Annotated in this window: 17 protein-coding genes and 1 riboswitch; of the genes, 7 read left to right on the top strand and 10 right to left on the bottom strand. The window is 70.5% G+C overall.

Translation table 11 applies throughout. The annotated features are described in order from the left end of the window. Position 1 precedes the first annotated feature (1 nt). The 4 genes from BWI15_RS29350 (at position 2) to BWI15_RS29365 (ending at position 4,506) form a co-directional block, all read left to right on the top strand. The gene (locus BWI15_RS29350; RefSeq protein ID WP_237771512.1) at positions 2-1,537 is read left to right on the top strand and encodes a sodium/solute symporter; all 1,536 of its coding nucleotides are present in this window, start codon (positions 2-4) and stop codon (positions 1,535-1,537) included. A gap of 352 nt (positions 1,538-1,889) precedes the next feature. Then, positions 1,890-2,231: a DUF485 domain-containing protein gene (locus tag BWI15_RS29355; RefSeq protein ID WP_077017789.1), complete on the top strand. Its 342-nt coding sequence runs from the start codon at positions 1,890-1,892 to the stop codon at positions 2,229-2,231. Further along, the gene (locus BWI15_RS29360) at positions 2,228-3,871 is read left to right on the top strand and encodes a solute symporter family protein (protein WP_077017790.1); all 1,644 of its coding nucleotides are present in this window, start codon (positions 2,228-2,230) and stop codon (positions 3,869-3,871) included. The genes BWI15_RS29355 and BWI15_RS29360 overlap by 4 nt, the downstream gene beginning before the upstream one ends. Before the next feature lie 164 nt (positions 3,872-4,035). Beyond that, positions 4,036-4,506 carry a hypothetical protein gene (locus BWI15_RS29365; protein WP_168197394.1) on the top strand — a complete coding sequence of 157 codons (471 nt, stop codon included), beginning with the start codon at positions 4,036-4,038 and terminating at the stop codon, positions 4,504-4,506. Here BWI15_RS29365 and BWI15_RS29370 read toward each other — a convergent pair. After that, entirely contained in the window at positions 4,469-4,933 is a 465-nt protein-coding gene (locus tag BWI15_RS29370) for a MarR family winged helix-turn-helix transcriptional regulator (protein WP_202817760.1), read from the bottom strand. The genes BWI15_RS29365 and BWI15_RS29370 overlap by 38 nt on opposite strands. Before the next feature lie 87 nt (positions 4,934-5,020). Here BWI15_RS29370 and BWI15_RS29375 point away from each other — a divergent pair, with 87 nt between their 5' ends. Then, positions 5,021-5,374 (top strand): cupin domain-containing protein, encoded by a 354-nt coding sequence (locus BWI15_RS29375; RefSeq protein ID WP_077017792.1) that lies wholly within the window; start codon positions 5,021-5,023, stop codon positions 5,372-5,374. 48 nt (positions 5,375-5,422) lie between these two features. Here the strand turns inward: BWI15_RS29375 and BWI15_RS29380 are convergent, their stop codons facing one another. Genes BWI15_RS29380 through BWI15_RS29385 form a run of 3 tightly spaced genes read right to left on the bottom strand, consistent with a single transcriptional unit; the run spans position 5,423 to position 7,899 of the window. Continuing rightward, the gene (locus BWI15_RS29380) at positions 5,423-6,910 is read right to left on the bottom strand and encodes a CYTH and CHAD domain-containing protein (RefSeq protein ID WP_077017793.1); all 1,488 of its coding nucleotides are present in this window, start codon (positions 6,908-6,910) and stop codon (positions 5,423-5,425) included. Positions 6,911-6,931: 21 nt separating this feature from the next. Beyond that, complete coding sequence (locus BWI15_RS39570; protein ID WP_168197395.1) at positions 6,932-7,096, bottom strand: hypothetical protein; 165 nt, start codon at positions 7,094-7,096, stop codon at positions 6,932-6,934. After that, positions 7,093-7,899, bottom strand: a complete 807-nt coding sequence (locus tag BWI15_RS29385) for an L-histidine N(alpha)-methyltransferase (RefSeq protein ID WP_077017794.1) — start codon at positions 7,897-7,899, stop codon at positions 7,093-7,095. Before BWI15_RS29385 ends, BWI15_RS39570 begins: the two co-directional genes overlap by 4 nt. A 67-nt stretch (positions 7,900-7,966) precedes the next feature. On the opposite strand from BWI15_RS29385, the gene pdxR reads away from it, so the two are divergent. Continuing rightward, positions 7,967-9,448, top strand: a complete 1,482-nt coding sequence (gene pdxR / locus BWI15_RS29390) for a MocR-like pyridoxine biosynthesis transcription factor PdxR (protein ID WP_083751093.1) — start codon at positions 7,967-7,969, stop codon at positions 9,446-9,448. Here pdxR and BWI15_RS29395 read toward each other — a convergent pair. Continuing rightward, positions 9,366-11,543, bottom strand: coding sequence for an MMPL family transporter (locus BWI15_RS29395; protein WP_077017796.1), 2,178 nt, complete (start codon positions 11,541-11,543; stop codon positions 9,366-9,368). The genes pdxR and BWI15_RS29395 overlap by 83 nt on opposite strands. 96 nt (positions 11,544-11,639) lie before the next feature. On the opposite strand from BWI15_RS29395, the gene BWI15_RS29400 reads away from it, so the two are divergent. Next, positions 11,640-12,254, top strand: a complete 615-nt coding sequence (locus BWI15_RS29400) for a TetR/AcrR family transcriptional regulator (RefSeq protein ID WP_237771513.1) — start codon at positions 11,640-11,642, stop codon at positions 12,252-12,254. A 106-nt stretch (positions 12,255-12,360) separates the two neighbouring features. Here BWI15_RS29400 and BWI15_RS29405 read toward each other — a convergent pair whose 3' ends face one another. The 5 genes from BWI15_RS29405 to BWI15_RS29425 form a co-directional block, all read right to left on the bottom strand. Next, positions 12,361-13,155 carry an ABC transporter ATP-binding protein gene (locus BWI15_RS29405; RefSeq protein ID WP_143465957.1) on the bottom strand — a complete coding sequence of 265 codons (795 nt, stop codon included), beginning with the start codon at positions 13,153-13,155 and terminating at the stop codon, positions 12,361-12,363. Between the two features lie 2 nt (positions 13,156-13,157). Continuing rightward, positions 13,158-14,177 (bottom strand): FecCD family ABC transporter permease, encoded by a 1,020-nt coding sequence (locus BWI15_RS29410; RefSeq protein WP_077017799.1) that lies wholly within the window; start codon positions 14,175-14,177, stop codon positions 13,158-13,160. Positions 14,178-14,194: 17 nt separating this feature from the next. Continuing rightward, complete coding sequence (locus BWI15_RS29415) at positions 14,195-15,232, bottom strand: FecCD family ABC transporter permease (protein ID WP_077017800.1); 1,038 nt, start codon at positions 15,230-15,232, stop codon at positions 14,195-14,197. Beyond that, on the bottom strand, positions 15,229-16,254 hold the full coding sequence (locus BWI15_RS29420) for an ABC transporter substrate-binding protein (RefSeq protein WP_077017801.1): 1,026 nt from the start codon (positions 16,252-16,254) through the stop codon (positions 15,229-15,231). Before BWI15_RS29420 ends, BWI15_RS29415 begins: the two co-directional genes overlap by 4 nt. A gap of 24 nt (positions 16,255-16,278) precedes the next feature. Next, positions 16,279-16,468: riboswitch (cobalamin riboswitch) on the bottom strand. Between the two features lie 49 nt (positions 16,469-16,517). Further along, positions 16,518-17,492, bottom strand: coding sequence for a hypothetical protein (locus BWI15_RS29425; protein WP_077017802.1), 975 nt, complete (start codon positions 17,490-17,492; stop codon positions 16,518-16,520). Between the last annotated feature and the right edge of the window lie 69 nt (positions 17,493-17,561).

Raw genomic sequence — 17,561 nt, forward strand, 5'->3', positions numbered from 1 at the left:
GATGAGCCTGACCGCGATCGGTCTGGTGATCGCGGCAACGATCGGCATCGGGTTGTTCGGGCTGCGGATCTCCCGCACCACCAGCGATTTCTACGTCGCCAGCCGCGCCGTCACCCCACGCTGGAACGCCTCCGCGATCAGCGGCGAGTACTTGTCGGCGGCATCTTTCCTCGGCGTCGCCGGACTGGTCCTGGTGAACGGCGCCGACATGCTGTGGTTCTCGGTCGGCTACACCGTCGGCTACCTGATGCTGCTGGTCCTGATCGCCGCCCCGCTGCGCCGCTCCGGCGCCTACACGTTGCCCGACTTCGCCGAGACCCGCTTCGAGTCGGCCGTCGTCCGGCGGATCTGCTCGTTCCTGGTGGCCGGGATCGGCACGCTCTACCTGCTCCCCCAGTTGCGCGGCGCCGGGCTGACCGTGCAGACCGTGACCGGCGCACCGCCCGCGGTCGGGGCCGCGCTGGTCGCGATCATCGTGGTGATCAACGTCGCCGCCGGCGGGATGCGCTCGATCACCTTCGTCCAGGCCTTCCAGTACTGGCTGAAACTGTTCGCCCTGGCCGCGCCGGTTTTTGTCATCCTGATCGCCTGGCGCTCGATGGACCACCCGGTCGGCGTACTGGATTCGCTGCAGGGCGCAGGCTCGGAGTGGGCCGAGCCGCTGTCCACCGCCGACGGCCGCGACCATCCCTTGTACGCGACGTACTCGTTACTGCTGGCCCTTTGTTTCGGGACGATGGGCCTGCCGCACGTGCTGGTCCGCTTCTACACCAATCCCGACGGCCGCGCCGCCCGCCGGACGACGGTCGTGGTGCTCGCGCTGCTCGGCGTCTTCTACCTCTTCCCGCCCGTGTACGCCGTACTGGGGCGGGCGTTCGCCCCGGATCTGGTCGCCACGGCCGCCGACACCGTCGTACTGGAACTGCCCGGACGGATCTTCCCCGGCACCGTCGGGGATCTGCTCGGCGCGCTCGTCGCGGCGGGAGCGTTCGCCGCGTTCTTGTCCACGTCGTCGGGGTTGACCGTCGCGATCGCCGGCGTGATCGATCAGGACCTGCTGCGCAATCGCCTGCACCGGTTGACCGGAGGCGACTACCTGGCCGTCAACAGCTTCCGGATCGCGGCCGTGCTGGCCATGGCCGTTCCCTACGTCGCCTGGAACTTCACCGGCGCGCTGAGTTTGGCCGACACAGTCGGGCTCGCCTTCGCGGTCGCGGCTTCGACGTTCTGTCCGCTGCTCGTGCTGGGTATCTGGTGGCGCCGCATGTCGACGGTCGGCGCCGCCGCCGGCCTGCTCGTCGGCGGAGTCGCCGCGATCTTCGCCGTCCTGGTCAACGTCGTCGGCCCACCCCTGGACGGCTGGCTCGGCGCCCTCGTCGCCCAGCCCGCCGCGTGGACGATGCCGCTGGCTTTCCTCACCGTCATCGTGGTTTCCCGGCTCACGCCGACCCGGATCCCGGCCGGCACCGCCCGCAGCATGGTCCGCCTGCACACCCCTGAAGCGGTCGACGTCGACCGGGGCTTCACGCGCGGGTGAACCTGCAGCACCGATCAACCTCCTGATACGCGGTCGCCGCCGGGCCGCTCCCGCGTGGGCGTGGGCCGGAGCGCTCGGTTGATCGGTGGTGGGCGTCGGCCGTTCGTCAGTGCCTGCCGTCGGTCCGGCCGCCCAGTCCGCTGCAGCGGCTGGTTCGCCGACGGTAGCGTCGGCCGTTCGTCGTGCGGATGCGACCGCTCGTCGCACCTCGGCTTTCCGCCGGTCGAGGGGTGTGGGCCGCTGAGCGCTCGACGCCGGTCGGTGCTGTTTGGGCGGGGTGAGCTGGACCACAGTACGGAGCAGCAACCCGCGCCGGACTCCGCCCGGCCTGATCACGTCTGGAGGTCCCGCGATGAGCGAAACGCGTCGCGCGGGCGACCCGGAGCTCACGACGTACCGAGACGTCCAGCTGTCACCGGACTTCTCCGAACTGCGTCGCCGCTTCCGGCGCTTCGTGTTCCCGATGACCGGCCTGTTCCTGGCCTGGTACTTCCTCTATGTGCTGCTCGCCGACTACGCGCACGGCTTCATGTCCACCCGCGTGTTCGGCAACATCAACGTCGCGCTGCTGCTCGGCTTCGGGCAGTTCTTGTCCACCTTCGCGATCACGATGATCTACGTGCGCTGGGCCGACAAGCAGATCGACCCGGCCGCCGAGCGGATGCGCACGCTGATCGAAGGTGAGGACAAGTGACCGCTCCCCTGCTGCTGCCGCTGGCCACCGACATCGGCAACCCGACGGTCAACATCGCGATCTTCGCGCTGTTCGTGGTCGCGACGCTGGCGATCGTCATCAGGGCCTCGCGCAACAACAAGACCGCGGCCGACTACTACGCCGGCGGCCGGTCCTTCACCGGGCCGCAGAACGGCATCGCGATCGCCGGTGACTACCTGTCGGCCGCGTCGTTCCTCGGGATCGCGGGTGCGATCGCGCTGAACGGCTACGACGGCTTCCTGTACTCGATCGGCTTCCTGGTCGCCTGGCTGGTCGCGCTGCTGCTGGTCGCCGAACTGCTGCGCAACACCGGCCGCTTCACGATGGCCGACGTGCTGTCGTTCCGGCTCAAGCAGCGCCCGGTCCGGATGGCGGCGGCGATCTCCACGCTGGTGGTCAGCTTCTTCTACCTGCTGGCGCAGATGGCCGGCGCCGGTGGTCTGGTCGCGCTGCTGCTCGGCATCGACGGCCGCGCCGGGCAGAACCTGGTGATCGCGGTGGTCGGCCTGATCATGATCACCTACGTGCTCGTCGGTGGCATGAAGGGCACCACCTGGGTGCAGATCGTCAAGGCGGTCCTGCTGGTGATCGGCGCCGGGATCATGACGATCTGGGTCTTGGCCAAGTACAGCTTCAACCTGTCCGGCCTGCTCGGCGGAGCGGTCGAGAAGAGCCCGGTCGGCGAGCGCCTGCTCGACCCGGGCCTGCAGTACGGCGTATCGGGGATCAGCAAGCTGGACTTCATCTCGCTGGGCCTCGCGCTCGTGCTCGGTACGGCGGGCCTCCCGCACGTGCTGATGCGCTTCTACACGGTGCCCAACTCCAAGGAAGCCCGCCGCAGCGTCAGCTGGGCGATCTGGATCATCGGCATCTTCTACCTGTTCACGCTGGTGCTCGGGTACGGCGCGGCCGCGCTGGTCGGCCCCGACGTGATCCGCGCCGCGCCCGGCCGGGCGAACTCGGCGGCGCCGCTGCTGGCCTTCGAGCTCGGCGGGGAGATCCTGCTCGGCGTGATCTCGGCCGTCGCCTTCGCCACCATCCTCGCGGTGGTCGCCGGCCTGACCATCACCGCCAGCGCGTCGTTCGCCCACGACATCTACGGTCAGGTGATCAAGAAGGGCCAGATCAGCGGCGACGGTGAGGTCCGGGTGGCCCGGATCACCGTGCTGGTGATCGGCGTGGTCGCGATCATCGGCGGCATCTTCGCCAACGGCCAGAACGTCGCCTTCCTGGTGGCGCTCGCCTTCGCGATCGCGGCCAGCGCGAACCTGCCGACCATCCTGTACTCGCTGTTCTGGCGGCGCTTCAACACCCGCGGCGCCCTGTGGAGCATGTACGGCGGCCTCGGGTCGGCGATCATCCTGATCGCGTTCTCGCCGGTGGTGTCCGGCAAGGTCGACGCCAAGACCGGCGCCAGCCTGTCGATGATCACCGACACCTCGATCGACTTCAGCTGGTTCCCGCTGGACAACCCCGGCATCGTGTCGATCCCGCTGGCGTTCGTGCTCGGCATCGTCGGCACGCTGACCAGCAAGGAAGGCACCGACGTCGACCGGTTCGCCGAGATGGAGGTCCGCTCGCTGACCGGCGCCGGCGCCGAGAAGGCGGTGAAGCACTGAGCTGCGGGGACGCCGGTCCCGATCACGGGTGACAGCCCGGCGTCCCCGCCCCCCGGCCCTGTCAGGCAGGTCCTGCCGAACCTCCGCGAACCTGCCTGACAGCACCAACCGCCCTCGAAGGGCCCAGCAGCCGGCTGGGCCCTTCGTCGTGCCAGGGTTGAGCGATGAACGACGTCACCGGCGACCGCCCGGCCGCCGCGCAGGGTTCCCGGCCGACGGCCGCGCGAACCATCGCCCTGGTCGGGAGCGCGGCCGGCGGACTCGAGCACCTCCGGCCGCAGCTCGTCGAGCCGCTGGTCGCCGCCGGTCACACGGTCGCGGTCAGCCTCACTCCGACTGCCGCGATCTGGCTCCACCACCTCGGCGAAATTCCGTTGCTAGAGGCAATCACCGGCTTGCCGGTCCGCTGGGCGCCGCGGTTGCCGGGCGAGACACACGGCCGCATCCTCAGGCGGACCTGCAGGCCGTCGTACCGGCTCCGGCGGGCCGGCGTCGAACTCCTGTACGGCGACCACATCTGGCCGCTGGCCGAGCCGAGGTCCACCGTCGATTCCCGGCCGTTGCCTTGGGCAGCGATCTCGGCCGCGTTGACGCGGCTCAGTGGAACCAGCCCGGAAGGTCGATCAGCGGGGTAGGAGTTTCGCTCGGCGTGAGTTTGGCGAGGTCGTCTTCGAGGGCGCGAAGGCGGGTGGCTCCGAGGGTCTTCTTCCACTCGGCGCGCAACTCTTCGAAGATGCGGGCCGACTCGGTGAGGGCAGCTCGGCCGTGCGGGGTCACGGTGAGCAGCACGGCGCGGGCGTCGGCGGGGTCGGGAGTGCGGTCGACGTAGCCGAGGGCGGCGAGTTTGGCAGTGGTTTTGGTGGCGGCCTGCTTGGAGACGCCCAGGCGGCGGCCGAGGTCGGAGACGGTGCAGCCGTCGGCGCCGATCGCCTGCAGGGCGAACCCGTACGCCGGGCGCAGGTCGGGATGACCCTGCTCGGCCAGGCGCCGGTGCAGCTCGTCGATGATCCGGCGGAACGCTCCGGCCAGGAGGAGGGGCAGCTCGTAGCCGTAGCGGTCCATGGCGGTCATTGTCGCGGACCGCTGGACAGATCGACAACCCGGTGTACTATTTCGGCAACCGGGTTGACGATCGACGAGGGGGTAACGATGTATCGCAGGACCGAAACGCCGAACGCCGTGATGACGACGTACGCGTCGCCGACGCAGGGCAGCCGGGAGCTGAGTGTGTGGCGGGTGGAGATGAAGGCCGACGCGCAGGGGCCGGTGCACGTGATGGACAGCGAGCAGGTGTGGACCGGCTTGAGCGGGCAGGCCACGATCACCGTGGGCGCCGAGCAGGTGGAGCTGACGGCGGGTGAGGCGGTGGTGCTGCCGGGCGGGGTCGAGCGTCAGGTGACCGCGACCGGCGAATTCACCGCGATGGTCGCCGGCTACGGGCACGCCAAGGTCAGCGTCCCCGGTGAGGATGCCGACCGCGGGACGCCGCCCTGGATCAGCTGACGCTGCCGCCGCCGATCAGCTGACGCAGGACAGCGAAGCCGGCTCGCGTCAGCTGAAGTCGATTGTCGGCCAGAGCTTCAGGAACTCCTCGCGCGACCTGTCGCCGCGGTACTGCTCGGCGGCGTGCAGCCGGCCGAGGGTGAACGGGTTGCCGCCGTCGAGATGCTGCTGGACGGCGAGCCGGCGCAGGAGGTCCCGGGCGACCACGCTGTCCTGGTGGTCCCCGAGGATCTCCTGGACGTGCTTCGCCCGCTCGACCAGCTCCGCCGCCCGCTCACCCAGCAGCGGCACGGCCGACTCCGCGGCGTACCGGAGGCGCTTGGCCGCCTTGCGGGTCTCGTGCAGCTCGTGGTCCTGCTCGGCGAGCGTCGCCGCGTTCTCGGCCCGCTTCACGCATCGACGCATCCGCTTCAGGTCGTGCTTCAGCAGCTCGGGCACCTGCTTCTTCGCCTTGGTCTCCGCGTCCAGCAACGGCGGCGCGGCGACCAGCCCGTCGAGCGTGTCGAGCAGCCGGAAGTACCGCTCGCTCTCCAGCGCCTCCAGCGCCTGCGTCCGCGCTTCCTTGTAGACGGCGCGCAGATGGTCGTCGATGTACCCGGCGACGCGTCCCATCACCAGCTCCGACGGCTGCTCCGAGACCGCGACCAGGAAATGCTCGCGCAGCACCTCCGCGTCCCGCGCGCCGCCGAGCTCACCGGCGAACCACTTGAGCTCGTCGCGGATTTGGTCACCGACCTCGCGGTCCACCACCGGCCGGTACGTCGCCAGCGCCGACCGCAGCCGCCGGGTCGCCACCCGCATCTTGTGCAACGCGTCGGGCAGGTCCCGCCGGACCTCGGGGTCGCGGAGGTGGATCGCCTGGACCTGCTCGGTCGCGTACGCGCGGAAGAGATCGGCCGTGGTCGGCTTCGACGGCAGCTCCCAGGTCTCCCGCCGCGGCACCCGGTCGCCGAGCGCCCGTGCCAGCTTGCTCGGCCCGGACGCGGGCGTCGCGCCGGCCTCCCGCAGTACGGGCTCGGCGGCCTCGAGCAGCTCGGAACCGCCGTTGACCAGCTCGATCTCCCACTCCCGCCAGGTCGCGGGCTGCTCGCCGTCGACCGTCGCGGTGACGTGGTCGTCGCTGACCTCGGCCAGCACCTCGCCCTCGGCGTCGAGCAGCCGGTGCACGATCCGCCGGGTCGCCAGTGTCACCACCGGCACGAGGTCGTGGTCGCGGACGTGCACCCGGACCGCGCGCAGGACCTGGATCGGCACGTTGCGGACCGCGCGCCCGAGCGGGTGCTGGATCTCCAGCCGGCCGCGCGCGGCCGGCAGCTTGATGTGCCAGCCGTCGTCCTCACCGCCGGTCCGGCGGCGCAGCGTCACCTTGTTCGCCGCCAGGCGCAGGTCGGCGGTGTCGAAGTACACCGCCTCCAGGGCGAGCTCGACCGGCTGCTCGACACGGTCGACTCCTGGCAACTCGTGCAGCGCAGGCACGATCGCGTGCTCATCGACGTCGTACTTGGTCTCGATCTCGAGCTGCTCGGTCGGCGTCATCTCTCTTGTCTACCAGTTGGCTCAAGTCCGGTCAGCGACCGCGCGAAGATCGTCCAGCAGGCGGTCACGATCGCGATCCGGCAGATCCGGCCGTACGCCGGGGTGGCCGGGCGGGCCGGATGGCCGGCGGCGGTTCCACTCCAGCACGACGACGACCGCGGCGACCAGGACGAGCAGCGCGATCATCGCACCCCGACGCCCTTGAAGAACGTGTAGTGGAAGGTGCCGCCGGGCTCGGCGGTGCGCTCCAGGTCGCGGATTCCCTGCGCCCAGGCGGCCGGCGTACTGAGGCCGGTGGCGATCGAGCGGTCGCGGACCGAGCCGACCATCGCGATGAACGTCTTGCGGGTGAAACCGTCGACGAGGTGCGGGACCGTCTGGTCGGCGTACACGGTGCGCGGGTGGGTGACGACGTCGGTGAACCCGGCGGCGGTGAGCAACGGCTGGACCCGCCGGCCGATCAGCGCGTCACCACCGGCCTCGGCCTGGGAGACGTTGAGGCACTCGATGACCGCCTGGGCGGCGGCGCTGCGCGGGTGGTAGATCGCCGAGCCGTGGTCGCCCTCGATCAGCGTGATGGTGCCGCCGGGACGCAGGTACCGCCGAAGCGTGCGCAGTACGTCGGTGGGCTCGGGCAGGTGTTCCAGGACGAAGCAGAGGAAGAGGTGGTCGAAGGAGGCTTCGGCGTACGGGAGGTCGTGCAGGTCGCCGTGATGCCACTCGACCTGCGCGTCCGGCACCTTGACCGCCACGCGGCGTTTGGCCTCGGCGAGCGACTCCTCGGAGATGTCGACGGCGGTCAGTGCGATGCCGGGGCTGCGGGTCAGGAGCTGCACGGTCTGCGCGCCGACGCCGCAGCCGACCTCCAAGACGCGGCTGCCGGGTGCGTAGTGCGTGTCGCCGTGCAGCAGATCGGCGAGGGTTTCTGCCTGCTCGCTGAGGCGGCGGGTCTCGGAGGCGGTGTAGCCGTGCACGTAGTCGGTTCCCATAGCTCCACGGTCGCGCCACAATGGTCCGGTGAGTAGATCCAATCCGGACCAGATTGGCAGGTCCATAATGTCCGGATCCGACTTCCTGCAGCTCAGCGCCGCCGACGCGCCATCCGGCGGCCTGTCCACGTGGCTGGCCGATCAACTCCGCGCCGCGATCGCCGACGGCCGCCTGCCCGTCGGAAGTCGCCTGCCGGCGACTCGGGTCCTGGCCGCTGAGCTGCAGGTCTCCCGAGGAGTGGTCACCGAGGCCTACCAACGCCTCACCGAGGACGGCCACACCACCGCCAACGGCCGAGCGGGCACGACCGTCGTCGCCGCGCCCTTCAGCACGACAACGACCGTTCCGGCGTCGAACGGGGAGTCCCGGTCCGCTGTGGTCGTGCAGACGCCGGGAGACGACATCTTCGACGCACTGCGATCAGCTCCGGCGAGGATCGACCTGACTCCTGGGGTTCCGGACCTGACAGCCTTTCCCCGCGCGGCCTGGCTGAAGGCGGAACGCACCGTGCTCGACCGGCTGTCCGCCTCCTCCCTCAGCTACGGCGACCCCGCCGGTACGCCGGAACTGCGGCTGGCGGTCGCGCGCTGGCTGGCCCGGTACCGCGGCGTCCAGGTCGATCCGGCCGAGGTGATCATCGTCGCCGGGGTCGCCCAGGCACTGAGCCTGACCGCGCAGGTCCTCACCGCCGAGGGCATCCACGACCTGGCCGTCGAGGATCCCGGGTCGCTCGGATCCCGCCAGCACGTGGGAAACCTGGGTCTGCGGACGCCACCGATCCCGGTCGACTCCGACGGCGTACGGGTGGACGCGCTGCGCCGGAGCGGCGTTCGCGCCGTACTGCTCACGCCTGCTCATCAGTTCCCGACCGGGGTCGTGCTCGACGGCGAACGCCGCCGGGAGCTGATCCAGTGGGCCGTCGAGTCCGACGGCCTGATCGTCGAGGACGACTACGACGCCGAACACCGCTACGACCGCCCGCCGGTCCCCGCGCTGCGGGCGATGCTCGCCGATCACGTGATCTACACCGGCAGCGTCTCCAAGCTGCTCGCCCCCGCGCTCCGGATCGGCTGGATGGTGCCGCCCCCGGCGTACCGCGACCGGTTCGCCGCCGCCAAACGCCTGGCCGACCTGGGCAACGCCGCGCTTCCCCAGCTGGTGCTCGCGCAGCTGATGGAGTCCGGCGACCTGGAACGCCGGCTCCGCTACGCCCGCCGCCGCCATCGCCGGCGTCGCGACGCGATGATCGATGCCATCAGCAATCATCTTCCGGCCGCCACCGTGCACGGCGCAGCGGCCGGGCTGCATCTGACGATCACGTTTCCCGATCATTGTCTCGACGACGTCGCGCTCGCGCGCCAGGCACTTGCCGAAGGCATCAAAACCCATCCGCTCAGCTGGCACACCCAGACGCCGCACCCACCGGGCCTGGTCCTCGGCTACGCCGCCCGCACCCCGACCGAACTCACCGAGGCTGTCGCGACACTCGGAGCCCTGCTGCGCCGAACGACGGCAGCCACCAGTTCGCCCGTCCGGCCAGTTTCATGAAGGCCGGCAGCAGCACGCCCCGGATCAGCGTCGCGTCGACCAGAACGGCCACCGCCATCCCGATCCCGATCATCTTGAGGTAGACCACCCCACCGGTCGCGTACACCGCGAAGGACGACGCCAGCACGACCGCCGCCGCACTGACCAGCGGGGCGGACCGTTGCAACCCGGTCGCCACCGCCAGCGCACTGTCGCCGGTGCGCAGGTACTCCTCCCGGATCCGCGACACGACGAACACCTCGTAGTCCATCGACAGCCCGTAGACGATGCAGAACATCAGCATCGGCATGCTCGCCTCGAGTCCGCCGGTCGGCGTGAAGCCGAGCAGGCCGGACAGGTTGCCCTGCTGGAACACCCAGACCGTCACGCCGAACATCACGCCCAGGCTCAGCAAGTTCAGCACCGTCGCCTTCAGCGGCAGCAGCACGCTTCCGGTCGCCAGGTGCAGGACCGCGAAACTGAGCAGCAGAATCACACCGAGCACGAGCGGGATGCGGTCGGCGAGCGCATCCCGCCAGTCGAGCATCTCGGCCGGACTGCCACCGATCACCACGTCGTACGGCGCCGGCACCGCGCGAATCCGGTCGACGAGCGTGGCGACATCGCCTTCGAGCACCGCCTGCGTCGGCGTCACGGTCAGATAGGTCCCGCCGTCGCGGCTGAACCTGTCGGAGGCCGGTGGCACGATCCGCTGACCGTCGACGAAGCCACCAGCCGCCGAGTCGACCTGCGCGACGCCGTCCAGGCGGGACAGCTGCCCGGCGTACTGCGCGAGCGGGCCGGCCGCGTCGGCACGAGTGGCGACCACGTACAGGGCGTCGGACTCCTCCTGCCCGAAACCCGCGCGAATCTGGTCGGCAGTGATCCGGCTGGACGCCTCCGCAGGCAGGATGCGCGCGTCGGGCAGGCCGAAGCGCAGTCCGAGCGCCGGCGACGCCAGGAGCAGAACCAGCGCGAGCACCGCTCCCCCGATCAGCAGTGGCCGCCGCATCACCACTTGTGCCAATCGGAACCAACGACCGTGCTCGACCGGCTGCTCGCGGACCGGTCCGGCGGCGCGGTGACCGAGCAGCGCCAGCCCGGCGGGCAGCACCACCAGCGAACCGAACAGCGCCGAGGCGACCACCAGGACACCGGCGTACCCGAAGGACCGCAGGAACGACAGCGGGAACAGCAGCAGCGCGAGCAGTGAGGTCGCGACCGCGAGACCGCTGAACAAGACGGTTCGTCCCGCGGTCCGGACCGCGATCACCACCGACCGGCCCACATCGTTGCCGTCAGCAAGCTCTTCGCGGTAGCGGGCGATCACGAACAGGCAGTAGTCGACGCCGAGCGCGAGGCCCATCACCAGCGCGAGGTTGGCGGCGAAGGTGGAGACCTCGGTGACCGAGGCGATCAGCCGCAGACCGGCCAGCGCTCCCGCGGTCGCGAGGACGCCGATGCCCAGGGTGATCAGGGCGAGCGCGATCCGGCGGTAGATCAGCATCAGCAGCCCGAGCACCAGGGGCAGGACGATGATCTCCGCCTGGACGAAGTCGGCACGAGCCTGGGCGCCGATCTCGCGGAACACCTCGTCCTGTCCACCCACTTGGACGTGCAGTGGGCCGCGTTGCCCGGCGTACCGGTCGGCCAGTTCGCCGACTCGGGCACGGGACTCGTTCACCTCACCGGGGACTCGGACCAGGACGAGTGCCTGCCGGCCGTCGCGGCTGCGCAACGCGGGGCTGTCGCCGCGGGACCAGTACGAACCGACCTCGGCCACACCGGTCTGGGTTGTGAGCTCCTGCTCCAGCCCGGCGGCAGCACGTCGTACGGCGGTGTCGTCGACGCTCCGGTCTCCCGCATCGACCAGCAGCACCAGGTTGGGCGGACCGGTGTGGAACTGGTCGGCCAGGATCTGGCGCGCTCGATCCGACTCGGACCCGGGCGCGGCGATCCGGGACAGGGACAGCGCCCCCAGCGCACCGGCGGCGACGACCAGCAGCAGGACGGCGAGCACTCCGGCCAGCGAGACCACCAGGATGCGCCGCCGGACGAGCCAAGCCGCGAAGCCGTTGTCTGGATGACTGGTCGGGTCGAGATCCTGCTGCGGCATGGCGGCGCCCCCAGGCTAGACTGAAACACGAGCGATCACTCGCAGAACGAAAATACGAGTATTTGCTCGTATATGTCAACGACCCCGGAGATCTCAGTGACCGAGCAGCCGCGCCGGCAGGCCCGTGGGCAGCGGCGGATGGAGCAGCTGACCGACGCCGCGGCCGTCGTGTTCGCCGAGGTCGGCTACGCGAAAGCGACCACGAACGCGATCGCCCGGCAGGCCGGCGTCTCCCCCGGCACGCTGTACCAGTTCTTCGCGAACAAGGAGGCGCTCGCCGGTGCGCTGGCCGATCGCTACCGGACCGCCCTGCAGGAAGCGCACGCCCGGGCGTTCGACCCGGCTGCCGCCCAGCTTCCGCTGCCCGAGCTGGTCGACCGGATGATCCGGCCGATGGTCGAGGTCAACCTCGCCAACCCCGGTTTCAAGGCGCTGTTCGCCGGGACCGGTCTGCCCGAGCACCTGACCGCTCCGGCCCGCGCGCTGCAGGCCGCGGTCACCGGCAAGGTCGCCGAGGTGATCGCCGCCCGGGCTCCGGGTCTTCCGGCCGATCGCCGGCAGCAGACCGCCGTCGTCGCGACGCAGATCTTCGCCGCGCTGCTCGGCACCGTGCTCGCCGCCCCGGCCGAGGACCGCGAATCCTGGATTGCCGAGGTCAACCGCGCTCTGGTTGGTTACCTGACCCCGGTGCTGAGCGAAGCTCCGGCCTGATCCAGCCGAGGTGGGGCGGCTCGGGCCGAGGGACCACCCGCCGCCGCGTCCCGCGGACGAAGCCGAGCCCCGCCGCCGACCTCGCCGCGACGAAGTCCTCGGGGAGTCACCGGTCCTGTACGAGGTGACTTCGCGGGCGAGGCAGCACCAGCGGCGTGCCGGTCAGCGGGTCCGGGATGACTTCGCAGGCAAGGCCGAAGACGTCTTCGACGACCTCGGGAGTGATCACGTCGGCGGGAGCACCGGTGGCGACGACCGTGCCGGACTTGAGGGCGATCAGGTGGTCGGCGTAGCGGCTGGCGAGGTTGAGGTCGTGCAGGACGAGGACGACGGTTTTGCCGTGCTCGCGGTTGAGGTCCTGGACCAGGTCGAGGATCTCGAGCTGGTGGGCGAGGTCGAGAAAGGTGGTCGGCTCGTCGAGCAGCATCGTGCCGGCGTCCTGGGCCAGGGCGAGGGCGATCCAGACGCGCTGGCGCTGACCGCCGGAGAGCTGGTCCAGGGAGCGGTCGACCAGGTCGGCGGTGCCGGTGGCGGCGAGGGCTTCGGTGACGACGCGTTCGTCCTCGGGAGTCCACTGGCGGAACCACCGCTGGTGCGGGTGCCGCCCGCGGCCGACCAGGTCGCCGACCGTGATGCCTTCGGGGGCTACGGGCTGCTGCGGGAGCAGGCCGAGCTGCGTGGCGAGTTCGCCGCCGGGGACGCGGCGTACGTCGACGTCGTCCAGGTAGACGGTGCCGCCGCGCGGGACGAGCAGGCGGGCCAGGCCGCGCAGCAAGGTCGACTTGCCACAGGCGTTGGCGCCCACGATGACGGTGATCCGGCCGCGCGGAATGCCGACCGACAGGTCGTGCACGACCGGCGTTCCGTCGTACGCGAGGGTGAGGTTCTCGGCGCGCAGCATGGTCATCCTCCTCGGCCGACCCGGTTGGCCCGGGCCATCAGCAACAGCAGGTACGGAGCGCCCAGGAACGCCGTGACGACGCCCACGGGCAACGGGATCGGCGCGAACAACTGGCGCGCGAGCAGATCGGCGGAGACCACCAGCAGCGCACCGATCGCACCGGCCGCGAGCAGTCCGGCGACACGTTCGGCGAGCAGGCGGCGGGCGATCTGTGGCGCGACCAGCGCGACGAAGGCAATCGGTCCGGCAGCCGCCGTCGCCAGCGCGGCGAGGCCGACCCCGATCGCGATCAGGATGCCGCGGGACAGCTCGACGCGACCGGCCAGGGTGCGTGCGAGGTCGTCGCCCAGCTCCAGCAGCCGAAGCTGCCGGGACGACGCCAGCGCGGCCGGGACGAGCACCAGCACGGTGGCGCCGATCAAGGTTGCTTCCGGCCACGACCTTCCGGCCAGGCTGCCGGACAGCCACATCAGGGCGCTCTTGGCCGTGTAGATGTCGGCCAGCGTCAGCAGGTACGCCGTGAGCGAGCCGAGGATTGCGGTGACGCCGATGCCGACCAGCACGAGGCGATACCCCGCGACGCCGCGCTTGAAGGCGAGCAGGTAGACAGTGATTGCTGTTAGCAACGATCCGAGCAGTGCGCCGACCGGTAGCCAGAAGGGACTGGCACCGAGAATCGTGATCACGACGACGGCGGCCAGCGCGGCGCCGGCGTTGATGCCGATCAGGTCGGGGCTGACCAGCGGATTCCGGGCGAGGCGCTGGAAGATCGCACCGGAGACGGCGAACGCGGTGCCGACGCCGAGCCCGACCAGCACGCGGGGCAGACGGTTGTTCACCACTACGTCGGTCATGATCAGCGACCCGTGGCCCGCGAGCGTGTTCAGCACCTGTCCGAGCGGGATCTCGTAGTCGCCGATCGTCAGGGAGTAGGCGCCGACGGCAACAGCCAGGAGCAGCGCGACGAGAGTGACCACGGCGCCGCCGAGATCGATCCGGGCCGAGAAGGGCCCGATGCGCACCGCCCGAGCGGATCCTTTCACAGCTCCGCCAGCCTGCGGCGGCGTACCAGCGCGATGAACAGCGGCGCACCGACCAGAGCGGTGATGATGCCGACCTGCAGCTCGTCCGGACGGACCACCAACCGGCCGAGCACGTCCGCGAGCAGCAACAACGCCGGTGCGAGGACGAGCGAGTACGGCAGGATCCACCGGTAGTCGGCGCCGACGATCGCCCGCGCGACGTGCGGTACGGCCAGTCCCACGAAGGCGATCGGCCCGGCCATCGCGGTCGCCGTACCGGCCAGCAGCATGATCGCCAGCCCTGCGAGCACGCGCACCAGCCCGATCCGGGTGCCCAGCGTGGTCGCGAGTTCCTCGCCCAGCGCCAGCTGGTTGAGCGACCGGCCGAGCGCCAGCGACAAGACGATGCCTAGAGCAACGAATGGCAGCGCCTGGCCGACGATCGAACCGGTCGCGAGCGTCAGCGAACCGACCACCCAGAAGCGGAACTCGTTCAGCGTGGACAGATCCAGCAACGTCGCCGCCGACGTGACAGAGCCGAGCATCGCCGACAGCGCCGCACCCGCCAAAGCCAGCTTCACCGGTGTGGCTCCACCCCTCCCCAGCGCGCCGACGACATAGACCACTACCGTCGCGATCAACGCCCCGCCCATCGCGAACCAGACGTACCCGGTCAGGCTGGTCACGCCGAAGACGCCGATCGCCGCCACCACGGCCACGGCGGCGCCCGCGTTGACGCCGAGGATGCCCGGATCCGCCAGCGCGTTGCGCGTCACGCCCTGCATCAACGCACCCGCCATGCCGAGCGCCGCACCGGCCATCAACCCGGTCGCGGTTCGCGGCAGCCGCAGGTAGCGGATCACCCGGTCCGTGTCGGATCCGGTGAAGTCGGCCGCCGCCAGGTAGACGTCGCGTGGCCCGAACCACTGCGTCCCGGCCAGCAAGGACAACAGCACCGCCGCCAGCAGGACGACGACCGCGAGCACCAGCCCGCCGGTTCTGGTCACCCCGTGCCGCAGCAGCCCGCGCCGGCCGTCAACGACCGGCCCGATCACTTGACCAGGTCGGGATGGATGATCTTCGCGATCAGTTCGGTCGAGCTCGCCCCGCGGACGCCGGCCGAGTGGTGCGCGAACAACCACGGGACGACGTGCTTGTTCTTCACCGCCGTCAGGTTCGCGAACGCCGGGTTCCGCAGCAGCTTGGCGACATCCGGCTGGGCCTGCGCCTCGGTCAGCGTCGCGTCGCAGCAGGCGCTGATCAAGATGTAGTCGGGGTCGGCCTTGAGGAACTCCTCGACGCTGATCTTCACGTTCCGCTTCGACGTCAGCCCGGCGAACGCGTTCACGCCGCCGGCCTGCCGGATCAGCACCGTGCCGAAGTCAGGTCCGCCCGACACCGTCATCCCGCCGCCCTCGAGCCCGGGCCGCACGATCGCGACCGTCGGCCGCTCCGCGTCCTTCACCGCCGCCTCGACCGCGGCGATCCGCTTCTGCTGGTCGGCGATCACCTGCTCGGCCCTGTCCCGCACGCCGAACAACGTGCCGAGGTCGCGCAGATCGGCGTACACGTTGTCCATCGAAACCGTCGACGGGTCGATCGCTTCGTCGCCCTTGCCGTCCGCGCTCGGGCACAGCGGGCTGAAGATCCAGGTCTGCACGCCGAGGTCGGACAGCGACTTGCGGCTGCCGAAGCTGCCGTCGCTGCCGGCCGCGCTGAAGATGTCGTTGAAGCCGGACAGCACGAAGTCCGGGTTCAGGCTGAGCAGCTCCTCGCGGCTCGGCATGTTCTTGTAGTACTTGCGATCGCGCTGCGCCGCGGCGTACTCGGGCAGCACCTCGGAGTCCAGGAACGCCGTGCCGACCAAGCGATCGGACAGGCCGAGCGCGTGCGCCAGCTCAATGGCCGGTTGGTACGCCGCGAACACCCGCTCGGGCGGGCCGTCGACGGTGACGTCGAGCCCGCAGTTCTTCACCGTGGTCGCGGTCGGGCTCGGACCGGCTTCGGCGGTACCGCCGCAGGCGGCGACCAGGGACAGCAGGACGGCAGCGAGCACTGCCTTGGGTACGACGGCCATGGCGACCGTTCCTCCAACACCTCGTGGACGGGACGCGTCGTGGCCGGTCTCCTGGCTGACGGGACGACCGCATCCGTCGAGCTGACCTTCCCAGTCCGGCAGGGACCAGTGGTCTCACAGCACGTGAACGCTCGTCGGACAATCCCGATCACAGTGGCGAGGGCCGCGCCGGTTCCACACCGGCTTCCCGAACACCACGACGCCCACACGGTAGCTCACCTTGCGACGCGGTCGCAGCACCTGGTCCGGCCGCCAGGACGCCGTCAGCGCGTGTAGAGCGGGGAGATCGCGAGCGCGAAGGCGACCATGTCGTCGGTTTTCACCTTCGTGCCGGGCAGCGGGACCAGATCGGCGATCTTGTCCGTGCCGACCCGGATCGTGCCTCGGCCGGTGGCGGTGTCGACGTAGCCTTCGTCGCCGAGCGGAACCGACTGGGACGTGGGCGCCTTACGGACCGTCGCCATCGCCGCTTCCGCGTCCGGGACCCGGCGGGCGGTCGTGGAGAGCACGCTGGTCGCCGTGATCCAGCCGCAGACGACGTCGCCCGCGGGCGTCTGGCTGTCGCGGCGCGCCATCGCTTCGGCGCCCATCACCTTGGCGGCGGCCGACGTACCGCGCTCGCACTCCGGCCGGGTGATCAGTGGCGCGGCCTCCGGCAGCCCGGCTGCCTGACGGGCCGCCTCCTGCGCCAGTACGACGTACTTCGTCTGGGTCGCGGCCGGCCCTTCGACCTTGAACAGCCGGTTTCCCAGCAGGAAGACGGCGAACTTGCTGGTCACGTAGCCGCCCTGGCCGGCCGCGAGCGTGCGTGGCGGCTCACCCTTCGTCGCGACGTACGCCTGCCGGGCCGCGGACAGGTCGGCCTTCGTCGAGGGCAGCACCGAGACGCCGAGCCGCAGCACCGGGCCGCTCGGGTTCGTGCTCAGGGCGAGCTGGCAGATGTCGAAGCTGGGCAAGCCGATCTCGGCCGGCACCGCCTTCGGCTGGATCGTCACCACCGGTACGGCGAGCGTGGTCCGCACCAGCGACTGGTTCATCCGGACGCAGAGCGTGTCCGCGACCTTGGCGGTCGGCGGCGGGCTGGGCGTCTCCGAGGGCGTCTCGCTCGCGGTCTCGGTCGGCGTCGTACTGACCGAGACCAGCGGCGGCACGTTCGGCGCCGACTCGCCCGACCCGCCGCCACAACCGGCCAGAATCAGTACGGCGGTGGCAGCGGTGACGGTGACCGAGACCCGCATCCGAACTCCTCGTGACTGCTCGGTGACAAGGTCTCCGACTGTAGACGCTGCCACCGACGGCCCCAACCG

Source organism: Kribbella sp. ALI-6-A, assembly GCF_001984195.1.
GTDB lineage: Bacteria > Actinomycetota > Actinomycetes > Propionibacteriales > Kribbellaceae > Kribbella.

Bases quoted from the DNA above. Each gene is read 5' to 3' on its own strand.
- pdxR (WP_083751093.1), top strand. From the start codon at position 7,967: ATGTCCGGATCCGACTTCCTGCAGCTCAGCGCCGCCGACGCGCCATCC.
- BWI15_RS29420 (WP_077017801.1), bottom strand. From the start codon at position 16,254: ATGGCCGTCGTACCCAAGGCAGTGCTCGCTGCCGTCCTGCTGTCCCTG.
- BWI15_RS29380 (WP_077017793.1), bottom strand. From the start codon at position 6,910: ATGACGCCGACCGAGCAGCTCGAGATCGAGACCAAGTACGACGTCGAT.
- BWI15_RS29375 (WP_077017792.1), top strand. From the start codon at position 5,021: ATGTATCGCAGGACCGAAACGCCGAACGCCGTGATGACGACGTACGCG.
- BWI15_RS29385 (WP_077017794.1), bottom strand. From the start codon at position 7,899: ATGGGAACCGACTACGTGCACGGCTACACCGCCTCCGAGACCCGCCGC.
- BWI15_RS29425 (WP_077017802.1), bottom strand. From the start codon at position 17,492: ATGCGGGTCTCGGTCACCGTCACCGCTGCCACCGCCGTACTGATTCTG.
- BWI15_RS29365 (WP_168197394.1), top strand. From the start codon at position 4,036: ATGAACGACGTCACCGGCGACCGCCCGGCCGCCGCGCAGGGTTCCCGG.
- BWI15_RS29405 (WP_143465957.1), bottom strand. From the start codon at position 13,155: ATGCTGCGCGCCGAGAACCTCACCCTCGCGTACGACGGAACGCCGGTC.
- BWI15_RS39570 (WP_168197395.1), bottom strand. From the start codon at position 7,096: ATGATCGCGCTGCTCGTCCTGGTCGCCGCGGTCGTCGTCGTGCTGGAG.
- BWI15_RS29355 (WP_077017789.1), top strand. From the start codon at position 1,890: ATGAGCGAAACGCGTCGCGCGGGCGACCCGGAGCTCACGACGTACCGA.
- BWI15_RS29370 (WP_202817760.1), bottom strand. From the start codon at position 4,933: ATGGACCGCTACGGCTACGAGCTGCCCCTCCTCCTGGCCGGAGCGTTC.
- BWI15_RS29350 (WP_237771512.1), top strand. From the start codon at position 2: ATGAGCCTGACCGCGATCGGTCTGGTGATCGCGGCAACGATCGGCATC.
- BWI15_RS29395 (WP_077017796.1), bottom strand. From the start codon at position 11,543: ATGCCGCAGCAGGATCTCGACCCGACCAGTCATCCAGACAACGGCTTC.